Genomic DNA, 23650 nt, shown 5'->3' on the forward strand with positions numbered 1-23650 from the left:
GCTTCAGGCGCTTTTCTTGTGAAGCTTTTCCAGTTTCTTGCGAATACGGGTGCGCTTCAGTGAACTCAGGTAGTCCACAAACAGCTTGCCGTTGAGGTGATCCATCTCATGCTGGATACATACCGCCAACAGGCCACGGGCTTCCAGCTCAAAGGGTTTGCCGTCACGGCCAATAGCCCTGATCATGCAGTGTTCGATACGGGAGACGTCCTCGTAGAAACCCGGTACCGACAGGCAGCCTTCCTGCATCTCCTCAAGCTCGCCATCAAGCACTTCCACTTCCGGATTGATGAATACCCGCGGTTCACTTTTGTCTTCGGACAGATCCATGACGATGATCTGCTTGTGTACATTGACCTGGGTGGCTGCCAGGCCAATGCCGGGCGCATCGTACATGGTCTCGAACATGTCGTCGATCAGCTTGCGGGTCTCGTCTGTTACCTCGTCCACTGGCTTGGCAAGGGTGCGCAAGCGGGGGTCCGGGTATTCGAGAATATCTAGTATCATGGCGCTCGTACTTTTGGTGTCTGATTCTGGCTTTCACCGTTATCTTTTGTAACGGTGTGAATACTGTCTCCGAAATGCGACAGCGTACTGCGCATTTTTCCATCCCGTGACTATTATGATCGGGATGAAAGAGCCGGTTTCAACGGGTTTTTGCCGTTTATGGTGCTATTATCCCTCAACTCGCTCATTGAGTACAAACTGATCAGTTGATAGTCAAAAGCTTTCGACCATAGCGTAGAATTTACTGGAAGAACAAAAGATAACATCACAATTTGCGAGACATCTTCTATAGTAGTGGTATAAAAGGCAGAGTACCGGCTGCTTACCAAGAACAGAATCTATCGATTCAAGGCACGCGATCAAGGACTTAAACAATGAGGAAACTGCTGTACGCTCTGGCAGCAAGCATGCTGCTGCTAACCTCCTGGGCCCACGCCGCCCCGGAACTGAGGTCCGATCATCCCGAGCGTTACACTGTCGTGAAGGGTGACACCCTGTGGGATATTTCCGCCCGCTTCCTGAATAACCCCTGGTACTGGCCGGAAATCTGGCACGTGAATCCACAGGTTGCAAACCCACACCTGATCTATCCGGGTGACGAGCTGGCGCTGGTCTATATTGACGGCAAGCCGCGTGTTACCAAGGTTTCCAGTGATCGGGTGGTGAAGCTTTCACCAAAAGTGCGTTCCGAGCCCATCGATACGCCGATTCCCGCGATTCCCCTGGATGCGATCAGCAGTTTCCTGACCGACACGCGTATTGTTGACGTTGAGGCACTCAATGGCGCGCCTTACGTGCTGGAAGGCGAGGACGGCCGGATTATTACCGGCGCGGGTGATCGGATTTACGCCCGTGGTGAGAAGCCGGCTGACAATGTGGGCGTCTTCCGCCGCAGCAAGGAATTCCGCGATCCGGAAACCGGCGAGTTTCTTGGCCTTGAGGCCCGGAGTATTGCCCGCGGTGAAGTCATTGCCGAGAATAAAGACGTTCTGACACTCCGACTGAAGCAGTCCAATGAGGAAGTGCGCATCGGGGACCGTCTGCTGGTTGGCGAAGAGCGTCGCATCACCACCAGTTTTGTGCCCAGCTCTCCCGACAGTGACATCGAGGCCCAGATGATCTCGGTCGATGGTGGTGTCAGCCAGATCGGGCAGTTTGACGTGGTGGCTATCAACCGCGGTGAACGGGAAGGTCTGAAGCCGGGCAATGTCATGGCCGTGCTGAAAAGTGGCAATCTGGTTCGGGATCCGGTCACCAATGAAACCATTGAGCTGCCCTCCGAGCGTGCCGGGCTGATGATGGTGTTCCAGACCTACGAGAAAATGAGCTATGGCCTGATCCTGCAGGCGACCCGTCCGTTGTCGGTTGGTGACAAGGTGACCAATCCCTGAGCGGACCACAGCGTAAGATGTCCGTAGATAAGGGAGCCGCATCGCCGGCTCCTTTTTTTATGGCATAATTCACCCTCGGCCTGCCAGGAAGGCAAGCCCCCATTACCCAACCCTGATCCACGGAAGGATGCCATGCCCCTCTCTACCGAGCCCCTGTCTGTCCCGAACCTGTTCCAGTCGGAACACGGGTTCTGGATATTTCTGTCCTGTCTGCCGAAATTCGGAGCCCGTCGCCAGCAGGCGATCCTCGAACAGATTCCGGATTTTCAGCAACTCCTGACCCATAATGCCGCCACGCTGAAAGCACTGGGTTTGGCGACGGAAACGATCAACGCTCTGGAAGCATGGCGTTGCCAGGATAGCGCTCACCCTGTGATCGCCAGCGCCGACGGCATATACCGGGATTGCCTGCGGACCGGCACGGCTATCCTGACCATCGCCGATGCCGACTACCCCGAGCCTCTCAGGCATATTCACGACGGGCCATTGGTCCTCTATGTGCGCGGTGATCGCTCCCTGCTGGGGCGCGAGCAGATCGGTATTGTGGGTAGCCGCAACGCCACCCGGGCCGGGCTGGAACATGCCCGTTCCTTTGCCGCGGCGCTCGGCCAAAAAGGCTTGCTGGTGACCAGCGGGTTGGCACTGGGGGTGGACGGCGCCGCCCATGCCGGCGCCCTGGATGCCGGCTTCCCGACCGTCGCCGTGATTGGCAATGGTGTTGATAAGCCTTACCCCTACCGCCACCGCACGCTCAGTGAGCGCATCGCCGGAGAGGGAGTGATTGTGTCCGAATACCCGCCGGGCACCTCCGCCAAGGCGGGCCATTTCCCTCGCCGAAACCGGATTATCAGCGGCCTTAGTCGAGGTATCCTGGTGGTAGAGGCGGGACTCAAAAGCGGCTCCCTGATCACCGCCCGACTGGCGCTGGAACAGGGGCGGGAGGTATTTGCGATTCCGGGCTCGGTCCACAATCCTTTGGCACGGGGCTGCCATCACCTGATACGCCAGGGTGCGAAGCTGGTGGAAACCGTGGACGATATCTGCGAGGAACTCGGCGGCTGGTGGACCAGTCAGAACGAGGGCGATTCCTCTTCGGTGATCATGAAAAGGCCAGCACCCGAAGGCCTGGACTCCCGGGAAATCGCGGTGCTGGAGGCTTTAGGGTATGATCCGCAGTCAACCGATGATTTGTGTTCAGTGACCGGTCTTCCCGCCGATCAGTTGATGCAGTCGCTGCTTCTCTTGGAGTTACAGGGATTGGTGGATTCTGCGCCGGGAGGGTTTCAACGGATTGGCTGAGCCACGTTTACAGACTTGAAGATTTCATGAAATTACCACAGCAACCTTTGTCCGACTGGCACCTTCATTGCGCCCGCCGCACCGTCCTTGGTGGCGGGGTCATTGCCTATCCCACGGAAGCCGTCTGGGGGCTGGGTTGTGACCCCTGGGATCAGGACGCCGTTGAACGGGTCCTGTCGCTCAAGCAGCGTCCCATGGAGAAGGGACTGATCCTTGTGGCGGCGTCTGTTGATCAGATACGGTTCCTGTTGGACCCATTGCCGAAGGAGCAGCAGCGCCAGGCGATGAGTCATTGGCCTGGCCCGGTTACCTGTCTTCTGCCGGATATCCGCAAGCAAATCCCACAACAGGTTCGGGGGCATCACAGCTCCATCGCTGTCAGGGTCAGTGACCACCCTGTTGTGCGCGCCTTGTGCGAGGCGGTCGGCTTTCCCCTGGTTTCAACCTCCTGTAATCCGGCAGGACGCCAGCCGGCCCGTTCCTCCTGGCAGGTACGTCGTTACTTCGAGGGCCAACTGGATTGGCTGGTGCCAGGAGACCTGGGCGGTAATCGTCAACCCAGCCGTATCATCGATATCGTCAGCGGAAAGCAACTGCGCTAGGAGTTCCCATGTCTCAGCACCCTGTCCAGCACCCCGACACCAATGCCGTGAAACAATACCTGCTTGGCCTGCAGGATCGAATCTGCGAACGGCTGGCTGCGGTCGATGGCAAGGGCGTTTTTGAAACCGATGCCTGGGACCGGCCCGAGGGCGGAGGTGGCATCAGCCGGGTGATCACCGATGGCGAGGTGTTCGAGAAAGGCGGTGTAAACTTCTCCCATGTGATGGGCGAGACCATGCCTGCGTCAGCCACCGCGCATAGACCCCACCTGGCGGGTGCGCCCTGGCAAGCCATGGGGGTGTCTCTGGTCATGCACCCTTCGAACCCCTACGTACCCACGTCCCACGCCAACGTCCGGTTTTTTGTTGCGACCCCCGAGGATGCAGAGCCGGTCTATTGGTTTGGCGGGGGTTATGACCTTACGCCCTATTACGGCTTCGACGAGGATTGCGTCCATTGGCACCGGGTTGCGAAAGCCGCTTGTGATCCTTTCGGCGACCAACTGTATCGTGAGTACAAGCACTGGTGTGACAACTATTTCTACCTCAAACACCGGGACGAGCCGCGGGGCGTGGGAGGGTTGTTTTTTGACGACCACAACACCGGGGATTTCAGCCGTGATTTTGCCTTGATGCAGTCAGTCGGGGACAGCTTCATCGATGCCTATGAGCCCATTATCGAGCGACGAAAAGCCATGGTGTGGGGCGATCGCGAGCGCGATTTCCAGCTGTACCGCCGCGGCCGCTACGTGGAGTTCAACCTGGTGTACGACCGGGGCACCCTGTTTGGCCTGCAGTCCGGTGGCCGTACCGAATCCATCCTGATGTCGCTGCCTCCGCTGGTGCGCTGGGAGTACGACTTCGTGCCGGAGCCCGGATCGGAGGAAGCGCGGCTGACGGACTACTTTCTTACCGGGCGGGACTGGCTGGAGAGCGCTGATGCACAATGATCTGTATGCGGTGGTTGGCAATCCGATCAGTCACAGCAAATCCCCCCGCATTCATAGCCTGTTTGCCCGCCAGACCGGCGAGCAGCTGGAATACACGGCCATACAGGCGCCGGAAGACGATTTCGCGAATACCGTAAAAGGCTTTTTTGAACGCGGTGGCAAAGGGTTGAATATCACCGTGCCTTTCAAGGAGCAGGCCTGGCAGTTGGCGGACCTGCGGACCCAGCGCGCCGAGCGAGCGGGTGCGGCGAACACACTCTACAAAGACAGTAAAGGCTCACTTACCGCCGATAACACTGATGGCAAAGGATTGGTTACCGACCTGATGGTCAACCATGGCGTTCGCCTGGCGGGTAAACGCCTGCTGGTGCTGGGCGCAGGCGGGGCCGTTCGTGGTGTTCTGGGGCCGATTCTTGCTGAAGAGCCCGCTGCCCTGACGATTGCCAACCGCACCCTGGCAAAAGCCGAGGGGCTGGTCAGTTTCTTTGAATCCGTGGCCGGCGATACGCACCTGGAGGCCTGCGGATTCGAACAGCCGGCCGACGCTTTCGACGTTATCATCAACGGCACCAGTGCCAGCCTGCAGGGAGATTTGCCGCCGGTTTCCACAAGTGTGATCGGTGCCGACACGGTGATCTACGACATGATGTATTCTCTGCAGACCACCACCTTCAACCAGTGGGCTCTGGACCAGGGAGCCACCCGGGTGTTCGATGGCCTGGGCATGCTGGTGGAACAGGCGGCGGAGTCGTTCCGGATATGGCGTGGAAAAACTCCGGACACCCGTCCGGTGATTGAAGAATTGCGAAACGACTGAGCCCAACCCGGATGAATGGGCTATGCTTCGCAGGTGCAAACGGTTCCCGAAGATCGCTGATTAATCGCTGATTTAAGGTCTCTGATGGATATACTCACCCTTGTCGGGCTGGTGGCAGGCGTACTGATTGTCGTGCTTGCGATGCTGGCTAACGCGTCGATACTGACTTTTTTCAACCTTCCGGGGTTGGCGATTGTGCTGGGTGGCACGTTTGCCGTTACCCTGATCAAGTTTCGTCTGCCTTCGGTGATGAGTGCTTTCAGGCTGGCGTTTTCAGCGGCATTCAAGGACCGCGTAGAACGGCCGGCGGAGTTGATCCGCGAAGTTGGCACATTGGCTCTTGTCGTTCGCAAGGAAGGTATCCTGGGCCTGGAAAACCACCCCACCAAAAACGAGTTTCTGCAAAAGGCCATCAATCTGTGCGTGGACGGCCACCCACCGGAGCTGGTTGAAGAAGCTCTGGCCCAGGAAACCCAACAGACGGCTGAGCGTTACGAAGTCTCCGAAAGGGTATTTCGTGGTATTGGTGAATCCGCTCCGGCCATCGGTATGCTGGGTACGCTGGTTGGCCTGGTGCAGATGCTCAACACCCTCGACGATCCGTCCTCCATTGGCCCGGCCATGGCGATCGCCCTGCTGACCACGCTCTATGGCGCCTTCATCGCCCAGCTGATCGCCCTGCCCCTGGCCGACAAGCTGCAGCTCAAGGCCGAAGATGAGGCACGTAACCAGGTACTGATCACCACGTCGATGCGTACTATCATGCGCGGCGAGAATCCCCGGGTGATGACCGAACTGCTGTCGTCCTTCGTAACGCCGGAGCAGCGCAACGGTCTTGCGCCGGAGCGGGAGGCGTAGGTTTTGGTGGTCCGCCAGCCCGTTAAAAAGAAGAAGCATGGTCGTGGCTCCCCGGCCTGGATCGTCACCTTTGCCGATCTGGCCACCCTGCTGCTGACCTTTTTTATCCTGTTGCTGTCCTTCGCCGAAATGGATGTTGAAAAATACCGTGCTATGGCCAATTCCATGGCGGTGGCCTTCGGCAGCAACCAGGTGCTCGGCGATGCGGTGGGGGGCTCGCCGCTGACATTGATTGAGTCGGATACGGTTTCCCTGCCGGAGCCAATGGAGACGGCGACCGACGAGCCCGAATTTATTGATGAACGCGCGGAGGGGGATGCCCCGACCAAAATTCCGGCGGGTGTGATCGATCTGGCCAGCCGAATGATCGAAGAGCTTGAACCGGAAGTGGCTTCGGAGGCATTGAGCGTCAACTACGATGAAAGCCGGGTGGTGATCCGGTTTTCGGAGGAAGCCACGTTCCGCTCCGGAGAAGCGGCGATCAAGCCGGGAATGGTGCCGATCATCGAGCGCGTGGTAGAGGTGTTGTCTGGTTGCACCGGTGACGTTCTGGTGGCGGGTTACACGGATGACCGCCCGATAGCCAGTGGCCGCTATCGCTCTAACTGGGACCTGTCTGCCGCGCGTGCCGTGTCGGTGGTTCACGAGCTGGTGCTGAATCGTCAGGTGCCGGCGGAGCGGGTTGTCGCGGCGGGCCGGGCGGAAACCAACCCGCTGGCGCCCAACGACAGCCCGGAGAACCGGGCCAAGAACCGAAGAGTGGAGATCGCCATCCGCAACCCGCAATGCGACGACAGCGTGGAGACGGATCAGTTACCGGTGGAAATTAACCCGTGAAGTTCGCATATGCCTGCCGGGAAGCTCCTCATAGTGAATTTATATAACCCCGGCGCTTTTAGATCTTTATACTGTGCAGCCCAACGCAAACACATTTGTCGTAACTATTTGCTGTAAAAAGCTGTAACGAAAAGGCCAGAGAGATTATGAGCGGACCTGACAAACCGAAAGTGATTGGTGAGGAATGGAGCGATGAGCGGGTAAAGAGCTTCCTGGCCATTACGCCCTACGACAGCAACATCAATCCTGACTTCAATGCCCTGATCAAGGCCTACCAGGCCATGATTGCCGAAGACTTTGACCGTTTCGTCGGTTTCTTTGTGGAAGCGGGGCGGGATCTCAACGCAGTTGATGAAAATGGTGAGACTATCCTGGACCTGGTGTCGCGGCACCGTCGTAGCACCGCTTACGCTGAGACACTTCGCAAAGCCGGCGCAAAAACAATGGCGGAGGCCGGGAGCTGAATCTCGCCGTTCTCCTTCTTTGCGGGTTACTGCTTAATAAAGCCTGAAGCGGATACTTTTACCGGAATGTGCGGACCGCTGAAAGTCCGATGAAGGAAGGGCCGGAAACTGGCCATTGAAGGCCCCCGTTGACCCAAGTGGGGGCGCGCGCCCCAACGGAACCCGCGTAAGCCTTCCTGATCACCGCTGCCAACAAACGGTGCCAGCATTGTGGGGTCGGCGCTGATCACATGAACAACGACGTCGCGGCTGGCGTTGTCGCCGGTGATCAAAGGGGCCGCCTGATGGTCACCTGTCAGCACCAGCAGGGTCTTGTTATCCACATGACGTTTGGCGTACTCGGTGGCCACGTTCAGCGCATAATCCAGCGAGCGGGCGTAGTGATCGCGTACGCGCTCGGGGTCCCGCCACAGGCTTGCTGGTGCTTCGCCGGCATCTTTCCAGCGGTTAAAGATTTCTCCATCGCCAATGCTGTCCCAATCGTCCAGAACCGGGAGTATGGGGACCCATGGCGCGTGGCTGCTGATCAGTGCCACTTCAGCGAACACAGGGGTATGATCGGCGCGCTCCCGAATCTGGCGTTGGAACCATGACCAGGTGTACTGATCCGGCATGGTGACCCAGTTCAGGGCGGGTCCACGATAGCCCATGGAGGTGGAGTGATAGATGCGGTTGTAGCCGAACGCAAGACCCTCCGGCCACTCGCGGGTAATGGCGGGCATAACAGCCACGGAATCATGGCCAGTCGCGCCCATATCGTCAATCAGTGTGGGATAGTCACTGGCCAGGAAAGTGTCGTAATCGAGTTGGGTATCGATCCATTGGCCGCTGAGCAGCGTGGTATGCGCCAGCCAGGATTGACCACCCTGAACGGGGGATTGCAGGCGGCCCGTGACCATATGCAGGCCGGCGTTCGCCAGCACCTGCTCCATTTGTTGGAGGCGAGGCTGGATCAGGCGCCCGTAACGCGGGTCGGTGACGGATGATATGCCGTAGGACTCAATGAACCCCAGGATCACATCGGTTTGAGCAAGCGCCTGCAGTGGCCTGGATTGGCTGGCGCCCGGGTTATCCATCAAATGTTGTTGGAAAGAGGCCGTTGACTGATAGGTATCAGCGGCCAGTTCAACTTGCTGAGTGGCTGCCCGGGCTGCCGTCAGGCCTACGAATGGTTGCGGTAAGAATGTTACCCCGATGGCGACGATGCCCAGAGACGCAACAGCCCTTGCCGCGGCGCGGGAACGGTTTGCATCAACCTGCCGGAGCAACCGGCTCACGCAGATGCCCAACCCCACGAAGACAGCCAGGGCCATGACGATCAGCACCAGCGACAGCGTCACGCCCAGGTTGCTCTGCAACAGGTTAAACACCGAACCGGCAAGGCCCAACTCGAGATAGAGATTGAAAGGTCGCCCGATGCTGTGGCGAACCAGAACATCACTCAGTGCAAAGAAGGCGAGCAGGCCAAAGAGAGCGCCAACAGTTGCCGCTCCGACACGCTTCCCCGTGCTTTCAGGTAGAAGAGCGAACAGTCCACTTATCAACAGGGCTTCCGCAGCCAACCAGGGCATTTGGGAATAGTGAGGCAGCAGCAACGCCAGAAACAGAACGTTCAGCAGGATGGTGGTGAGTAACAGTCGCTTCAATGGCGGATCTCTCCACTAAACCTCATTGAGATAGTCGTCCTTGAGTTTGACGTAATTGGCTGCGGTATACTTGAAGAAGGTCTTTTCCTGATCCGACAACGCCCGGGCCTGTTTGCAGGGTGACCCAACGTACAGGTAACCGGACTCCAGGGTTTTGCCCGGCGGCACCAGGCAGCCAGCAGCGACAATCACCTCGTCCTCCACCACGGCGCCGTCCATGATGATGCAACCCATACCTACCAGCACCCGATTACCAATGGTGCAGCCGTGCAGCAGCGCCTTGTGGCCAACGGTCACGTCATCCCCGACCTGAAGTGGATAGCCACCGGGGTTATAATCACTGGCATGAGTGATGTGCAGCACCGACCCATCCTGAATGCTGCAGCGGTTGCCGATGCGAATCTTGTGCATGTCGCCGCGCACCACGGTCATCGGCCAGATAGAGACGTCATCCCCGGTCTGGACATCCCCGATGACTACTGCGCTTGGGTCAATCCAGGCGCGTTCTCCAAATTGTGGCGTGTTACCCTTGTGTGTTCGTACATTCGACATTACATATACTCTTGAAATGGATTATTGCTTGTGGGGAAGGAGTCTCTGGGTGAGGCCTTTCCAAAACACGCTCAGGCACATCCATGTGGCGCTTGAGCTCCGCCATCCATGGCTCCGCACAGTTTTGGAAAGGCCTCACCCAGAGACTCCCCAAGCGTTGGAGTTACTTCAAATTACATCAGACACCCGGAGCTGAGAAGGGGACTTATGAATAACCCGTTATTGACCGACGACCTGTTGCCCAAGTTTGACCATGTTCGCACCGAGCACATGGAACCGGCAATCGACCAGATTCTCAGCGAGAACCGCGTGAAAATCTCACAACTGGCGCAGCAGGACGAACCCACCTGGGAAACCCTGGCGCAACCGATGCAGGCAACCGAAGACCGGCTGGAAAGAGCCTGGTCGGTGATTTCCCACCTGAACGGTGTGATGAACAGCGACGACCTGCGCAAAGTGTACAAGAACTGCCTGGAAAAGCTCACCGAGTACAGCACCGAGCTGAGCCAGAATGCTGAGCTCTGCGAGGCTTACAAGAAGCTGGCAGCAAGCGACCAGTACAATGAACTCAGCGAGGCACAGCGTAAATCCGTGGACAACACCCTGCGGGACTTCCACCTCGGTGGCGTCGATCTGCCCCAGGAAAAGAAAGAGCAGTACGCCAATCTGTCGATGGAGCTGTCGGAGCTCTCCAACCGTTTCAGCGACAACGTTCTGGATGCCACCCAACACTGGTTCAAGCACATCACCGATGTGGAAGAGCTGGCGGGTGTTCCTGAGAGCGCACTCGATGGCGCCAGGCAGGCAGCACAACAGAAGGATCTGGACGGCTATGTGATCACCCTGGATTTTCCCAGTTTTTACCCCGTGATGACCTACGGTGACAACCGCGACCTGCGCCGTGAAGTCTACGAAGCCTTTGTGACCCGAGCGTCCGACATGGGCCCGGATGCTGGCACTTGGGACAACACGCCAGTGATGGCGGAAATCCTCAAGCGTCGTCACGCCATGGCTCAGTTGCTCGGATTCGACAACTACGCCGAGCGCTCACTGGCCACCAAGATGGCCCGCAATGTGGACGAAGTGCTGGACTTCCTGAACCAGCTGGCGGCCAAGTCCAAACCCATTGCCGAGCGGGAGTTTGCCGAGCTGAAGGCCTTCGCCAGGGACACCCACGGCGTTGACGACCTGCAGGCGTGGGACATCGGCTACTACAGTGAAAAACTGCGCCAGGAACGCTACGACATTTCCCCGGAAACCCTGCGCCCATGGTTCCCGGTGGACAAGGTGGTCCCGGGCCTGTTTGCCGTGGCCGAGAAGCTGTTCGACGTGCAGATTGAAGCCAAACCAGACGTAGAAACCTGGCACCCGGACGCGACCGCCTATTGCATCAGCTGCAATGGCGAACCCCTGGCCTGGTTTTACCTTGACCTGTACGCTCGCCAAGGCAAGCGTGGCGGCGCCTGGATGGCGGACTGCCGGGTACGCTGGCGAAACCTGCGCGGCCAATTGCAACTGCCGGTGGCCTTCCTGACCTGTAACTTCACGCCGCCGGTGAACGGCAAGCCGTCACTGCTGACCCACGATGAGGTCACCACGCTGTTCCACGAGTTCGGGCACGGCCTGCACCACATGCTCACCCAGGTGGATGTGCTGGACGTATCCGGAATCAATGGCGTTGCCTGGGACGCCGTCGAGCTGCCCAGCCAGTTCCTGGAAAACTGGTGCTGGAACCCCGAGTCCCTGGCCCTGATCGCCTCGCACCATGAAACCGGTGAGCCGCTGCCGGACGACCTGCTGCAAAAGCTGCTGGCGGCCAAGAACTTCCAGTCCGGCATGGCGATGGTGCGTCAGCTGGAGTTTTCGCTGTTTGACTTCCGCCTGCACGCGGAATTCACCCTGGATGCCCCCACTAACCCGCTGGATATGCACCGCAAGGTGCGTAGCGAGATTGCGGTGGTGGAAGCACCGTCATTCAACCGCTTCCCCAACAGCTTCTCCCACATTTTTGCGGGTGGCTACGCCGCGGGTTATTACAGCTACAAATGGGCCGAGGTGCTGGCGGCGGATGCGTTTTCGCTGTTCGAGGAGAAGGGTATCTTCGATCCGCAAACCGGCAAGGCGTTCCTGCAGAACATCCTTGAAAAAGGCGGTTCCCAGGAACCGATGGAACTGTTCAAGGCGTTCCGTGGCCGTGAACCGGAGGTGGGTGCCCTGCTGAAACAGACGGGTATCACCGAAGACGCGGCTTAAGCCGATATCACCCGGTCAGTGTTGTGGCTGGCCGGGTTTTGGAATTGTTGGAGTTCTAACCATGGCGACCCCCAAACGTTTTATCGCCGGCGCTGTCTGTCCCCGCTGTGCGGAGATGGACAAAATCATGATGTTTACCACCGACGACGATGATCAGGTTCGCGAGTGCGTGGCCTGCGGTTTCACGGATGCGGTGTCTGATACCCCGGAGCCGACCAATCCCGAACTGGAAACCCGGGTGAACAAGCTCGGCAACGAAGATGATCATACCGTTAAGCAGGTGGTGTTCTTTTCTTCCAAGGATGATTGAGGCTTTGGAGTTTGCCTTCCTGTTGTAGCCTGCTGGTTTTGGAGGCCTGGACGGCGTCGTGGTGCTTTCTTCTGGGAAAAAGAACTCGCTGCGCTCAGACACCTTTTTCCCGGCAGAAAGCACCCCAACACCCTCCGGTTTGAACCACACGGATATCGCCGTTCGAGTCGAGCTCACGGCTTTCTCTAGGCGATATTGACGCGGTTCGTTCGTGAGGGGGTAGGGGGATTTTTACTCGCCAGAAATGGGTGTCTGAGCGCAGCGAGTTCCATTTCAAGAGCAATAACTCCCCCTGCCCCCTCGCAGCCCCCACACCAACCAGGCTAGAAAAGGAGGGCAAACTCCAAAAGCCTAAAGAACCATAGCCGCCAACCACCCAAAGCCCAACAACGGCAGGTTGTAGTGCAGGAACGTCGGCACCACCGTATCCCAGATGTGGTTGTGCTGGCCGTCGACGTTGAGGCCAGCGGTAGGGCCGAGGGTGGAGTCCGAGGCCGGGGAGCCGGCATCGCCCAGCGCGCCGGCGGTGCCGACCAGGGCCACGATGGCCAGGGGGCTGAAGCCCAGTTCCAGGGCGAGTGGCACGTAGAGGGCGGCGATGATGGGGATGGTGGAGAAGGATGAACCGATGCCCATGGTGATCAGTAGACCGACGACCAGCATCAGCAGGGCGGCCAGGGCTTTGTTGTCGCCGATGGCAGAGACGGAGCCCTCCACCAGAGTGGCGATGTCACCGGTTTCGCGCATGACTTCCGCAAAGCCGGAGGCGGCGATCATGATGAAGCCGATCATTGCCAGCATTTTCATGCCTTCGGTGAACAGGTCGTCGGCTTCTTTCCATTTCACCACCCCGGACAGGTTGAACAGTACAAAGCCAGCCAGCGCCCCGAGGATCATCGAACCCAACCACAGTTGAACCACGAACGCCGCCACGATGGCGACCAGGGCCATGAGCAGCGTGCTGCCGTTGTAGGTCACATCCACCCGTTCGGTGCGGGCGATGGCGTCCAGGTTGTAGTGTCGGTCGCCGCGGTAGCTGAAAAAGACGGCGACGAGAAGTCCACAGAGCATGCCGAGTGCTGGCAAGGCCATGGCGGACATGACGTTGAGGTCGGTGGCGTCGATGCCGTTGTCACCCACGTTCGCCAGCAGGATTTCATTGAGGTAAATCCCTCCGAAACCCACAGGCAGGAACATGTAGGGTGTGATCAGGCCGAACGTGAGCACGCAGGCCACCAGGCGGCGGTCCATGTTCAGTTTGGCCATCACATACAGCAGTGGCGGTACAACCAGAGGAATAAACGCAATGTGAATGGGCAGGATATTCTGGGACGACATGGCAATGGCCAGTAGCAGGCCAACGATCAGCAGGCGGATGCCGCCAGCGGCTTTGCCGTTGTCCTGCCGGCCCACCAGGTTCAGGGCTTTGTCCGCCAGGGCATGGGCCAGGCCGGATTTGCCGATGGCAACGGCGAAGGCACCGAGGGTGGCGTAGGACAGGGCAACGGTTGCGCCGCCTCCCAGGCCCTCGTTAAACGCGGCAATGGTGGCGTCCAGTGACAAGCCGCTGATCAGGCCGCCGGCAACGGCACCGATAATCAGGGCAACAACAACGTGGATGCGACACAGGCTCAGTACAAGCATGATCGCTACCGCAGCAACAACGGCATTCATGGCAGACTCCGGGATGTCGGGGATGGCTTTCAGCGCCCCGGAGGTGGGGCGGTTCAGGAAAGCGCGCTAATGTGCCGGAAACGCGTGCTGCAGTCAAAAATCGTGTTTACGTGTGGTCGTCAGCCACGTAGGTAAACCGGGGAACGTCCTCGCCAGCGACTTCCACGGTTTCCTGAAACATCGCCAATGGTCGTACCCATAGGCTGTAGTCGCCGTACAGGCAGCGATAAACGACCATCGGTTCCTCGGTTTCGCTGTGGCGGGCCACGCCGATAACGTCATAGTCCCTGCCTTTGTAGTGGCGGTAGCGGCCAGGGCGTAGCTCTGATTTCTTATCGGTCATCGTGTTTCTCCATACGTAGTTGATTGCTACGCATTTTTGAGGCGGACTTACTCCCAGTAAACGTCTAGACTGGTAAGAAGTAAACGCAAGGAGGCATTGGGACTGACTGTTGGCATCGACAGTTTAGTTGAGTTTTCCTGTTCCGGGTAACACGGCCACTATGAGCACTTTTTCAGTTTGCCGACTGGTGCGGATACTGTTGCTGGCGCTGACCATGGCCGCGGGCCCTGCCTACGGTGAAAGGGCATCGTTTGCCTGGTTTGAAGCATCGGGGCCGGAGACGGATGTGGAGGATATCCGTGGCCTGGCGGAAGCGCAATGGCAACCAGTTGCCCGTAAACAAACCCTGAATTTTGGCTTCACCAAAAGCACCTATTGGCTACGAGTTGAGGTGCCTGCTGAGCCGGTTAACCGGGTGCTGGAAATCGGCTATCCCCTGTTGGACGATGTGCGGGTCTACTGGTATATCGGGGGCGAGCAGGTGGAACGCCATGTCACCGGGGACAGTCGCAAGTTCGGCTCCCGCCCGATTTACCACCGCAACTTTGTTTTTCCGGTACCTTCGAACAGTGACCCCACCACAGCGTATGTCCGTGTTCAGAGTGAGGGGGCGGTGCAGATCCCGGCCCAGGTTGTCGAGTCGGCGGACTTTCTGGCGCGTGAGCAACTGGACTACGGCTGGCAGGCGGTTTTCCTGGGCATCATGATTGCCATGGCCCTGTACAACCTGTTTGTATTCGTCATCGTCCGTCAACAGGCCTATCTGTGGTACGTGTTGACCGTGGTTGCTTCTGCACTGGTGTTGCTGAACTTCAACGGCCTGGTGTTCCAGTGGCTCTGGCCGGATTTGCCGATTCTGAACCGTTACTTCACGGCCCCGGCCATATCGGCCAACATTCTGTTTGCGGTGATGTTTGCACTGAACTTTCTCGCCGTCCGAAATTACAGCCGGGTGTCCTACCGCGTGTTGCAATTGGTGGCATTGGTCAGTGGGTGCAGTCTTGTCTACGGCCTTTTCGGGTCTTACCAGAGCTCTACAGCCATCATCAGCGTATTCGCGGCGGTAATCACTCCCCTTACCTGGATTCTTGGCCTGGTCGTCTGGCGCAAGGGCCAGGCATTGGCGGGGTTCTACGTGGTGGCATGGACCCCGTTACTGCTCGGGCATCTGGTTATGTCGATCAGTAAAATCGGCCTTATTCCTACCAGCACGGTAACAGAGCTTGCACCCCAGACGGGTGTGGCGCTGGAGGTCATTTTGATGTCGTTTGCACTGGCGTACAGAATCAACCTTGAGCGCCGCCTCAGGATTGAGGCCCAGGACCATGCCCTGGACATCCAGCTGCAAGCCAACCAGACGTTGGAAGCCCGCGTTCAGGCGCGTACGGAAGAGCTGGAGCAAGTCAATGAGCAACTCAAGGCGGTTTCCATTACTGATGGCTTGACCGGGGTTGCCAATCGTCGCCAGTTTGACGAAAAACTGGAGGCAGAATGGCACCGTGCCCTGCGCCAGGGACATCCCCTGAGCCTGGTCCTGTTGGATATTGATTACTTCAAACGGGTGAACGACAACTTTGGCCATCTGGCGGGGGATGATTGCCTGGTCAGTGTCGCGTGGGTCTGCGCCGCCGAAATCCAGCGCTCAGGAGATTTGCTGGCGCGATACGGCGGCGAGGAATTCAGTGTGCTCCTGCCGGCGACGCCGGAGGCCGGGGCCGCCAATGTGGCTGAACGCTTGCGGGTGGCTGTGGCGGGCACATCGGTTTACGTTGGTGACCACAGCAGCCCATTGAACCTGTCGGTGAGCGCCGGGGTGGCCACCATCCTGCCGGAACCGGGTAGCCGCCCCGAGGACCTCATCGGCAGGGCCGATGAGGCCCTGTATGCCGCTAAGGGCGCAGGGCGTAACCAGGTGATGGTATTCCGGGAGTCGGGCGCAGAGGCCATCGCCGGTTCCTAACGTCAGTTTTTCAGCTTGTAGCGGCCGGGGCCGAGAAAAATAACGGCTACCGCGATGAACAGGAAGAAACCCTGCAGCTCCAGTGCCCAGCCGCCGTGATTGCCCAATGTCATCAGTTCATGGCTGTGTACCAGCGCTATGGCCACCAGCATGTTGAAGGCGATGAGTAAGGCGCCGATACGGGTCTGGTAGCCCAGGATCACCATTAATGGTGCCAGCAACTCACCAATGAACACGCCCCACGCGAAAAAGGCGGGAATCCCATGGCTGGCCAGTTGGCCTTCGATGAAGCCCACGCCATGGAACAGCTTGGCGATGCCATGAAACAGCAATAGTCCGCCCAGGGTCAGTCGAACAATCAGTTTTCCCAGATCCGCGTTGTCGAGCAAGGTTTATTCTCCCGTCAGGAAAGGTTTATTGGTCAGCGGGCAAGCTTAACCGGTTTGTCGCCCGGCTCAAAGGTTGCGGATCTGGGGGTACAGCGGCACCAGTTTTTTGATCAGTTGGTTCTGCGCACCCGTGGGTATGCCGTTCTCTTCCATGGCCAGGATGAGGTTCTCAGCCAGGGCATTGAATTGGGTGTCCGTCACGTTCATATCGGCGTGGCTTTCGCGCATTCCGCGCCCGGAATAGGTGCACGGCCCACCACTGAGTTCGCAGAGTTGGTCCGTCAGGTTGGTGTGGAACTGGCGCACGTCAATGCCACGAAACTGATCGTTGATACGCTCGTCTTCGACAATCCGGTAGAGCAGGTCTTCGACGATATCGGCAATGCCGGAACGCTCCCCAAGCTGCTGATAGAGAGAAGTATTCTGTTGACTGGATTCAACCATGGACTGGCAACCGGAGAGGACCAGCAGGGGCAGCAGAACCATGATGATGACGGAATGTTTCATAGTATCCTCCCGGGTTGTCAGAAACTGGCCTGCAGTGACAGGTAGGCACCGCGCTGGTCTTCCAGAGTGGCAACGTCACCAAGATTGACCAGGGCGGCCGTGACCGACAAGCGACGGTCGGGTACCCAGGCTACGAAAACATCCCACCAGTCGTCCTCGGTGGCGAAACCCAGGTTGTCCGGTTTCTGGCGGTATTCGGTACCCACCAGCCACTGGCGGGTCACAAACAACCCGACACTGCCTTCAAACATCGCCTCGTAGCTGTCGTTACGGTCGCCACCGAAACCCAGGAGGCCGCCCTGGTTGGCCTTGGTCCCGCGAACGGTGGCATTGACCAGCAGATTGCGATCCATCACCGCCGCGAAGAAGAGTTTGCTGCCTCCGACGTAGATATCGGTGCCGCTGTCATCTTTGGCGCCGATGGCGTCGGGTACGGTAAACTCGCGGTTGCGTTTGTGCAGAAGCCCGGCTGACCATTGCCCCCAGGGGCTGTAGAGGGCGTCGCCGGCGAGTCTCACTTTGAGCCCGAAAACGTCCTGTACCAGTTCGTCCTCTTCAAGGCCAAAGCCGTTTTTCAGGGTGAACACCAGGCTATCCAGGTCCAGAGTCTGGCGTGCCAGCGTGAGCTCAACACGATTGTTCCAGGTGACGCCTGTCCCGACCACCGACAGGGTATAGTCGTCGGTTTCGGCGCGGGACAGGGTCAGCGTGCCCCCCCACTCTTCATCGCTGGCATAACCGCCAAGCAGGGCCCAGGGTGACAGACCGCCCCCGGCGGCACCCCCGATGGACGTTACCCCACCGGTGGCCCAGAGTCTGCTGCCCGTGTCTGCGAACAGGTTCGCCGATGCCGTTAATGCCAGTAAACCGGTGCCTAGTACCCTGGCCAAGCGTGTCATGACGTGGTTTCTCCTGCGTATCTGAGTTCCTGCTGACGGTCCGTCAGCGACTGTTCTGTCTCCTTCAGGTCGCCAGCGGCGACGGGGCGGCTGAGAAAGTACCCCTGCCCGATCTCGCAGCCCCAGTCCCGCAACAGCGCCCAGCTTTCGGCGTTCTCGATTCCTTCCGCGACAACCCGCAACCCCAGGCCATGGGCCATATCTATGGTGGAGCGCACGATGAGCTGGTCCTGGGGTTCGGTATTCAGGCGCAGGACGAAGGATTTGTCGATCTTGAGTTCCTGCACCGGCAGGTTGCGCAATTGCGACAGCGAGGAATAGCCCGTGCCAAAGTCGTCCACCGACAGTGTGACACCGAGTTGGCGTAAGCGCCGCAGGGTTTCAAAGGCCGTTTCGGGTTCCTCCATCAGGGCGCTCTCGGTTACCTCCAGAGTGATACTGGACATGGGTAACTGCCATTGGGAGAACGCCTCGGCAACTTCCTTGGCGAGTTCCGGGCGGGTCAGGTCGAGCGCCGACAGGTTGATGGCAACACCAATATTCAGGCCCGCGGCGTGCCACTTGCCAGCATCGTTGGCAACACGGCGGAGGATGTGTCGGGTCAGTTCGGTGATCTGGCCGGATTGCTCCGCCAGGAAAATGAATTCTTCCGGCGAGATGAACCCCAGGTCCGGGTGAATCCAGCGCACCAGTGCTTCGGCCTGATGAAAGCCGGCAGACGCCATATCAAGTTTGGGCTGGTAGTTCATATGCAAGCCGTTGCTGGCAATGGCGTGGTGCAGATCAGAGATCAGCTGAAGTTCCCTCAGGTGGTTCTCATCCTGCCCTGGCTGATAATGGGTTACGGGCAGCCGGCTTTTTTGTGCCTGTTCGAACGTGAGGTTCAGGCGCCTGCGAACCTGGTCGGTATCGATGGCGTCCTGGGGTAGCTGCAGCGTAACCATGGTGCAGCGAAGGGAGAACGGAGTGTTGTCGATGAACAACGGCGATTCCACGATTTCGCTGATCCTGGTGGCAAGTTTATCGAGCTCGGATTGCGGCTGGAGACCAGTCATCATCAGGAATTCGGCGCCTCCGGTCCTTGCCAGTGCTGAGCTGCCGGGCAGTGCTTCCTCCAACCTGGCCGACACCGCCTGTAAAACCTTGTCCCCGAACTCGAGGCCCAGAGTGTCATTGACGTCAGAAATATCATTGAGGCGCAGGCCCATCAGGCTGCAGGGGCGGTGGTTGTCGAATTGCTCCCGCAGGCGCGACAGGAAGGCGTTTCGATTGGGTAGCCCGGTAATTTCATCGTGGCTGGCGGCGTAGTGTATCTGCTCCTCGCGGTCCCGCAGTTTGCTCAGCATGTCGCCGAGCGCCCTGCGTAATTCGGCCAGTTCACCGCCGGCGCGGATACGGGGAGGTGCGGGCGTGTGGCCATCGCCGATGGCCTTGGCATAGTCCGCCAGTTGCAGGACTGGTTGCCCCATGTTGCGAGCGATAATGAGCGCAATCAGGGCAGCCAGCACCAGAACGGCACTGACCAGCGTAAGAATTTCCACAGCACGCTCATAGTAGTTGCTGAGACGGGCCTCACGGTTGATTAAGAGCAGCAGCTGCAGGGCCGGCGTTTCGTCCCCGGTCAGGCTTATGATGCGGGTGAAGTAATGTGTACTCTCAAGAAACTGGTCCTCGCCGGACGTCCTGGCCATGGCATTGTTCAGTTCATCGAGCCTCGATGCGTTGATGGAACCCGGGTCGGTAAGAATCTGATAACTGCCTTCCTCACCAGAGGAGGCCCTGAACAACACCTCGGTTCCGCTTAGTCGACCGATAATGTCGGTAAGATCATTGTTGAGGTTAAAACCGGCAATCAGCCATGCCCTTAATCCAGGTGCTTCCACCGGAATGGTGAGCAGTTCAAAGCCGTCCGCACCGAAAACGCTCATCTGGCTGGCAAAGCCTGTTTGTCGCGCCTTGGAGAGCATTTCTGTAACCAGCGGGCTATTGGCAAACGCATCGGGCAGCCCATCGGTGTCGGCAAGGATATGCCCGTCGCTGCCAAGCAAGACGGCAAAATCGGCATTCACCCTTCGGGCCTGATTGGTCAGCGCACTGTCTGTGGTGGCGCGATCTCCGCTGGCGACGGCAGAGCGAAAGCCAAAATCACGGATCACAACGTCCAGCCGGGAAAGAATCAGGCTGGTGCGGCGCTCAAGCACCTCCTCTGCCACTTGCTCGCCGAGACTCAATTGCTCAAGTGCACGTGCCTTTTCATCCTCGAACAGGTAAAGCATCAACAGTGCACCGATGCTCAGGCTGACGATGGCCACCATGGTGACCATGACGGTCACCAAACGTCCACGAAACCCTATTCGGCTAGCGACCGCCATCAAAGCTCCCGGAAACGTTCTTGCAGGCCATCCAGCCTGTCATCACTCGCGGGTTCCGGGGACAATTCCACCGACAGTTCGAGTGATGCAGGGTAGGGTTGCTCAACGGTGAATCGGGCCATACGGGTGTTGTCTGTCAATCGGGGGTGCCATATCTGGAGCTCAATCTTACCGGACCCATCGTCTGCCGACGGCGGAATCTCAACCGTCAAACGGCCCTGTTCATCGGTTCGGCCGGAGGGTGCGCTGTCGGTGACCAGAATAAACGCCTGCATGTGGTCATGGATGTTGCAGCCAATTTCCACCACACCGGTCTTGTCGAAGACAACCGGTTCCGTCGGACGTCCGGCGTATAGCTCAATGTTGAATGCCTTGGCGGGTGAGAATGAGTAGACGTGGTGCTGAGTGTTGTCCTGGTTGGGAAAATCCACTCTGGAATTCTTGGGTATGATCAACGTATGGGGGTGAAAGTTGCGATTTTTTTGGACAATCTCAGCTTCTACGGGGGATTCCGAGAGGCCGTTTTCCAGAATCACCACGGCATTGGCGACCGGCTTTCCTGACAGGTTATCGGTCAGTTGAAGAGGTACGGTGTTGGTCTCGGCGCCGTTGCAGAGAGAGCCTGCAAGCAACAGAAACAGGGTAACGGTCAGCTTGTACATCAATGTTGTTCATCCGTATTTTCTAAAGACCCGCTCCTAACGACAAGCGTATGTGGTTACGGACCAGCAGGTTTTCCCAATAGTGTCTCATCCAGTCCCATGCAACGTTCCTTGTCTGTTCTACGAACGGGTCCAAGTTTAGTTCGTAATAGTCCGGTGAGCCGGCAATCTGCAACACGGTGACGGTGATGGACTGGTCCAGTTCGTTGGCGAACGGTTCGCCGATCAACTGATGCGCCAGCAGATTTGCCCGTGTTGCCTCCACGTCGACCAGTTCGCTGGCGCGGGTGGAGCGGTTGTTCTCGTACATTTCCTCCATCAGGCGGTGGCAGAGATAGGCTCGGATCAGAAGCCCGTCAAGGCCATCATAACGTACCAGAAGAACCGACGGTTGAGTAAAATAACCGATGGCAGCCTCTACAAAAGGCGCAAACAACTCGGCCTTGCCGGCTTCTCTCGCACAGGCTTCCACGCACTCAATCAGTCGTGGCGCCATTTCGATGTACTCAATGGCAAACTGGAACAGGCAGGTCGCCGGTTGGTAACCGTCAATGGTGATGGTGGCAGGCAGCGACGACGCCCTTTCCCGCATCTGCTTGAGAAAGGTGCCGGAACGGGCTTCCTGCCGTCGGGCCTGATCAATGATGTCGAGAACTACCTTTGGTGTCATTTCAGGAGATGCCGGTCTCTGAACGGAATGGGGTCGCAAGGCGCCTCCCGTTATACGCATGGGATCGTCAGGGGCATGGGGAAGCGGCTGGCTACCGCAACATGCCTGCCTTTTCTCACAAGTGTAGACGAGATTTAACAGGCTGCTGTGGTGTGTGCATTAAACCTGAACGTGTTGTCCATGGATTGGCTTCAAGCTTCTTCACTGTTCTGAAAACCAGCGATCGTGCCGCGAATGGCTCAAAAACAGCCAACCCATGGAAATTGCCCGTGCCAGCATCAGGCAGATCAGCGAGAACCACAGTCCATGATTACCCCACCCGGTCGTCAGCCACCAGACCGGGAGGAAGACCACCAGCGCCGAAAACAGCATGGTGTTCTGCATGTCCCGTGTGCGGGTTGCGCCGATAAACACGCCATCCAGAAGGAAGCCCCACACCGAGGCCAGCGGCAGCATCCACAGCCAGGGCAGATAGTCCCAGGCGGTTGCGCGCACTTCCTCGATACCGGTCAGCAAGCCGATGAGGAAGCGCCCGCCAAGAACAAAGGCGACGGTAAACAGCACGGAACCCCACAACGACCACCGGAATGCCACCCGAAAGACGTTTTTGAACTGGCGCCGATTGTTTCTTCCCACCGCTTCACCAATCAGTGCCTCGGCGGCATTGGCAAAGCCGTCAAGGCCGTTGGAAATGATCAGTAGAAAGGTAATCAGCACCGCGTTGGCGGCCAGTATGGTGTCGCCCTGTCGCGCACCCTGTGCGGTGAAGAAGGCCAGCACCAGAAGCAGGGCAATGGTGCGCACCATGATGTACCGGTTGACCTGTAATATTCTGAGGTAGTCCCGCAGCTGCCCGAACAGCGCCCGCTCAAACCCCTGGCCGTCCGGCATGCGTTTCAGCACCATGTAGAACCCGATGGCGGCCGCCGAGTACTCTGCCATCACGGTGGCCATGGCAACGCCCCGGCTGTTCCAGCCAAAACCGGTCACAAAGAGCACATCGAGAACAATGTTGAGCCCGTTGGCCACAATCAGCATGACCATGGGGCCCCGCGCGTACTGGGTGCCTATCAGCCAGCCCACCAGCGTGTATTGGCAGAGCACGGCCGGCGCGCTCCAGATACGGATGCTGGCGTACTCTGCTGCCAGCGCGGCAACACGTTCACTGGGGTTCATCAGAGTCAGGCCCAGTTTGATCAACGGCTGATGGAACAGAATCAGCAACAGGCCGATACCGATAGCCAGCAACACGGAGCGTAGCAGCAGGGCAATCTGCGCAAACTCATCGCGTTTGCCCCAGGCCTGGGCAGCCAGCCCCGTCGTGCCCATGCGCATAAAGCCAAAGGTCCAGTAGAGTATGCTGAACAGGTTTGCGCCCACCGCGACAGCCCCCAGATATTCCGGTGTATCGAGGTGTCCCAGCACGGCCGTATCCACAAGCCCCAGCAGCGGCACAGTGAGATTGGTGAGCATCAGTGGCCAGGCCAGCGCCCAGAGCCTGCGGTCGGTGGTGGCGAGTTGCGGAGCGGATTCTATGGGAATGAGAGGCTTTCCTTCTTTAATACATTTATGGGTGGACGGACTTTCGCATTTTTTTGATCTGTGTCTATACTGGGTTGTGTATTATCCATAGCAGACTTCCACCCTGACCTGGATAGTGTGTGCGAGCACTGTCTGGAACAGGGGGA

The 23650-nt window shown here is 58.3% G+C and carries 23 protein-coding genes; 11 read left to right on the forward strand and 12 right to left on the reverse strand.

The window, feature by feature from the left end:
• Positions 1–3: 3 nt before the first annotated feature.
• Complete coding sequence (def, locus tag JJO78_RS01435) at positions 4–507, reverse strand: peptide deformylase (protein WP_036211796.1); 504 nt, start codon at positions 505–507, stop codon at positions 4–6.
• A 374-nt stretch (positions 508–881) separates the two neighbouring features.
• On the opposite strand from def, the gene JJO78_RS01440 reads away from it, so the two are divergent.
• The 8 genes from JJO78_RS01440 (at position 882) to JJO78_RS01475 (ending at position 7725) form a co-directional block, all read left to right on the forward strand.
• Positions 882–1898 (forward strand): LysM peptidoglycan-binding domain-containing protein, encoded by a 1017-nt coding sequence (locus JJO78_RS01440; RefSeq protein WP_075196395.1) that lies wholly within the window; start codon positions 882–884, stop codon positions 1896–1898.
• A 132-nt stretch (positions 1899–2030) separates the two neighbouring features.
• The gene (dprA, locus tag JJO78_RS01445) at positions 2031–3197 is read left to right on the forward strand and encodes a DNA-processing protein DprA (protein ID WP_075196394.1); all 1167 of its coding nucleotides are present in this window, start codon (positions 2031–2033) and stop codon (positions 3195–3197) included.
• A gap of 26 nt (positions 3198–3223) precedes the next feature.
• Complete coding sequence (locus JJO78_RS01450) at positions 3224–3799, forward strand: L-threonylcarbamoyladenylate synthase (RefSeq protein ID WP_075196393.1); 576 nt, start codon at positions 3224–3226, stop codon at positions 3797–3799.
• 8 nt (positions 3800–3807) lie between these two features.
• The gene (hemF, locus tag JJO78_RS01455; protein ID WP_075196392.1) at positions 3808–4749 is read left to right on the forward strand and encodes an oxygen-dependent coproporphyrinogen oxidase; all 942 of its coding nucleotides are present in this window, start codon (positions 3808–3810) and stop codon (positions 4747–4749) included.
• The gene (gene aroE / locus JJO78_RS01460; RefSeq protein WP_041332733.1) at positions 4739–5566 is read left to right on the forward strand and encodes a shikimate dehydrogenase; all 828 of its coding nucleotides are present in this window, start codon (positions 4739–4741) and stop codon (positions 5564–5566) included. The genes hemF and aroE overlap by 11 nt, the downstream gene beginning before the upstream one ends.
• An 84-nt stretch (positions 5567–5650) precedes the next feature.
• Positions 5651–6424 (forward strand): MotA/TolQ/ExbB proton channel family protein, encoded by a 774-nt coding sequence (locus tag JJO78_RS01465; RefSeq protein ID WP_075196391.1) that lies wholly within the window; start codon positions 5651–5653, stop codon positions 6422–6424.
• 3 nt (positions 6425–6427) lie between these two features.
• Positions 6428–7261, forward strand: a complete 834-nt coding sequence (locus JJO78_RS01470; protein ID WP_075196390.1) for a flagellar motor protein MotB — start codon at positions 6428–6430, stop codon at positions 7259–7261.
• A 146-nt stretch (positions 7262–7407) separates the two neighbouring features.
• The gene (locus JJO78_RS01475) at positions 7408–7725 is read left to right on the forward strand and encodes a PA4642 family protein (RefSeq protein ID WP_075196389.1); all 318 of its coding nucleotides are present in this window, start codon (positions 7408–7410) and stop codon (positions 7723–7725) included.
• A 26-nt stretch (positions 7726–7751) separates the two neighbouring features.
• On the opposite strand, the gene JJO78_RS01480 is transcribed toward JJO78_RS01475, so the two are convergent.
• Positions 7752–9371, reverse strand: a complete 1620-nt coding sequence (locus tag JJO78_RS01480) for a hypothetical protein (RefSeq protein WP_075196388.1) — start codon at positions 9369–9371, stop codon at positions 7752–7754.
• 15 nt (positions 9372–9386) lie between these two features.
• A complete protein-coding gene (locus JJO78_RS01485) occupies positions 9387–9923 on the reverse strand; it encodes a gamma carbonic anhydrase family protein (protein WP_075196387.1) in 537 nt (178 codons plus the stop codon).
• Positions 9924–10130: 207 nt separating this feature from the next.
• On the opposite strand from JJO78_RS01485, the gene prlC reads away from it, so the two are divergent.
• Positions 10131–12176 (forward strand): oligopeptidase A, encoded by a 2046-nt coding sequence (prlC, locus tag JJO78_RS01490; RefSeq protein WP_075196386.1) that lies wholly within the window; start codon positions 10131–10133, stop codon positions 12174–12176.
• 61 nt (positions 12177–12237) lie between these two features.
• Positions 12238–12486, forward strand: a complete 249-nt coding sequence (locus JJO78_RS01495; RefSeq protein ID WP_007152953.1) for a YheV family putative zinc ribbon protein — start codon at positions 12238–12240, stop codon at positions 12484–12486.
• Positions 12487–12837: 351 nt separating this feature from the next.
• On the opposite strand, the gene JJO78_RS01500 is transcribed toward JJO78_RS01495, so the two are convergent.
• Together JJO78_RS01500 and JJO78_RS01505 are read right to left on the reverse strand one after the other, a co-directional pair.
• Positions 12838–14160, reverse strand: coding sequence for a Na+/H+ antiporter family protein (locus JJO78_RS01500; protein WP_075196385.1), 1323 nt, complete (start codon positions 14158–14160; stop codon positions 12838–12840).
• 106 nt (positions 14161–14266) lie between these two features.
• Entirely contained in the window at positions 14267–14503 is a 237-nt protein-coding gene (locus tag JJO78_RS01505) for a DUF1653 domain-containing protein (RefSeq protein WP_041332743.1), read from the reverse strand.
• A gap of 160 nt (positions 14504–14663) precedes the next feature.
• Here JJO78_RS01505 and JJO78_RS01510 point away from each other — a divergent pair, with 160 nt between their 5' ends.
• Positions 14664–16463, forward strand: a complete 1800-nt coding sequence (locus tag JJO78_RS01510; RefSeq protein ID WP_226909994.1) for a sensor domain-containing diguanylate cyclase — start codon at positions 14664–14666, stop codon at positions 16461–16463.
• 2 nt (positions 16464–16465) lie between these two features.
• On the opposite strand, the gene JJO78_RS01515 is transcribed toward JJO78_RS01510, so the two are convergent.
• The 7 genes from JJO78_RS01515 to JJO78_RS01545 all read right to left on the reverse strand — a co-directional run bounded on the left by JJO78_RS01515 (position 16466) and on the right by JJO78_RS01545 (position 23435).
• Positions 16466–16852 (reverse strand): DoxX family protein, encoded by a 387-nt coding sequence (locus tag JJO78_RS01515; protein WP_036211832.1) that lies wholly within the window; start codon positions 16850–16852, stop codon positions 16466–16468.
• A gap of 66 nt (positions 16853–16918) precedes the next feature.
• Complete coding sequence (locus JJO78_RS01520; RefSeq protein WP_036211834.1) at positions 16919–17359, reverse strand: group I truncated hemoglobin; 441 nt, start codon at positions 17357–17359, stop codon at positions 16919–16921.
• Between the two features lie 17 nt (positions 17360–17376).
• On the reverse strand, positions 17377–18258 hold the full coding sequence (locus JJO78_RS01525) for a DUF3034 family protein (RefSeq protein ID WP_036211837.1): 882 nt from the start codon (positions 18256–18258) through the stop codon (positions 17377–17379).
• A complete protein-coding gene (locus JJO78_RS01530; RefSeq protein WP_075196384.1) occupies positions 18255–20630 on the reverse strand; it encodes a putative bifunctional diguanylate cyclase/phosphodiesterase in 2376 nt (791 codons plus the stop codon). Before JJO78_RS01530 ends, JJO78_RS01525 begins: the two co-directional genes overlap by 4 nt.
• Entirely contained in the window at positions 20630–21292 is a 663-nt protein-coding gene (locus JJO78_RS01535) for a methylamine utilization protein (protein ID WP_041332744.1), read from the reverse strand. Before JJO78_RS01535 ends, JJO78_RS01530 begins: the two co-directional genes overlap by 1 nt.
• A gap of 22 nt (positions 21293–21314) precedes the next feature.
• Positions 21315–21962 (reverse strand): hypothetical protein, encoded by a 648-nt coding sequence (locus JJO78_RS01540; RefSeq protein WP_036207815.1) that lies wholly within the window; start codon positions 21960–21962, stop codon positions 21315–21317.
• A 201-nt stretch (positions 21963–22163) separates the two neighbouring features.
• On the reverse strand, positions 22164–23435 hold the full coding sequence (locus tag JJO78_RS01545; RefSeq protein ID WP_197061327.1) for an MATE family efflux transporter: 1272 nt from the start codon (positions 23433–23435) through the stop codon (positions 22164–22166).
• Positions 23436–23650: the final 215 nt, after the last annotated feature.

The organism is Marinobacter sp. DS40M6, from assembly GCF_028581595.1.
Classification (GTDB): Bacteria; Pseudomonadota; Gammaproteobacteria; order Pseudomonadales; family Oleiphilaceae; genus Marinobacter; species Marinobacter salarius.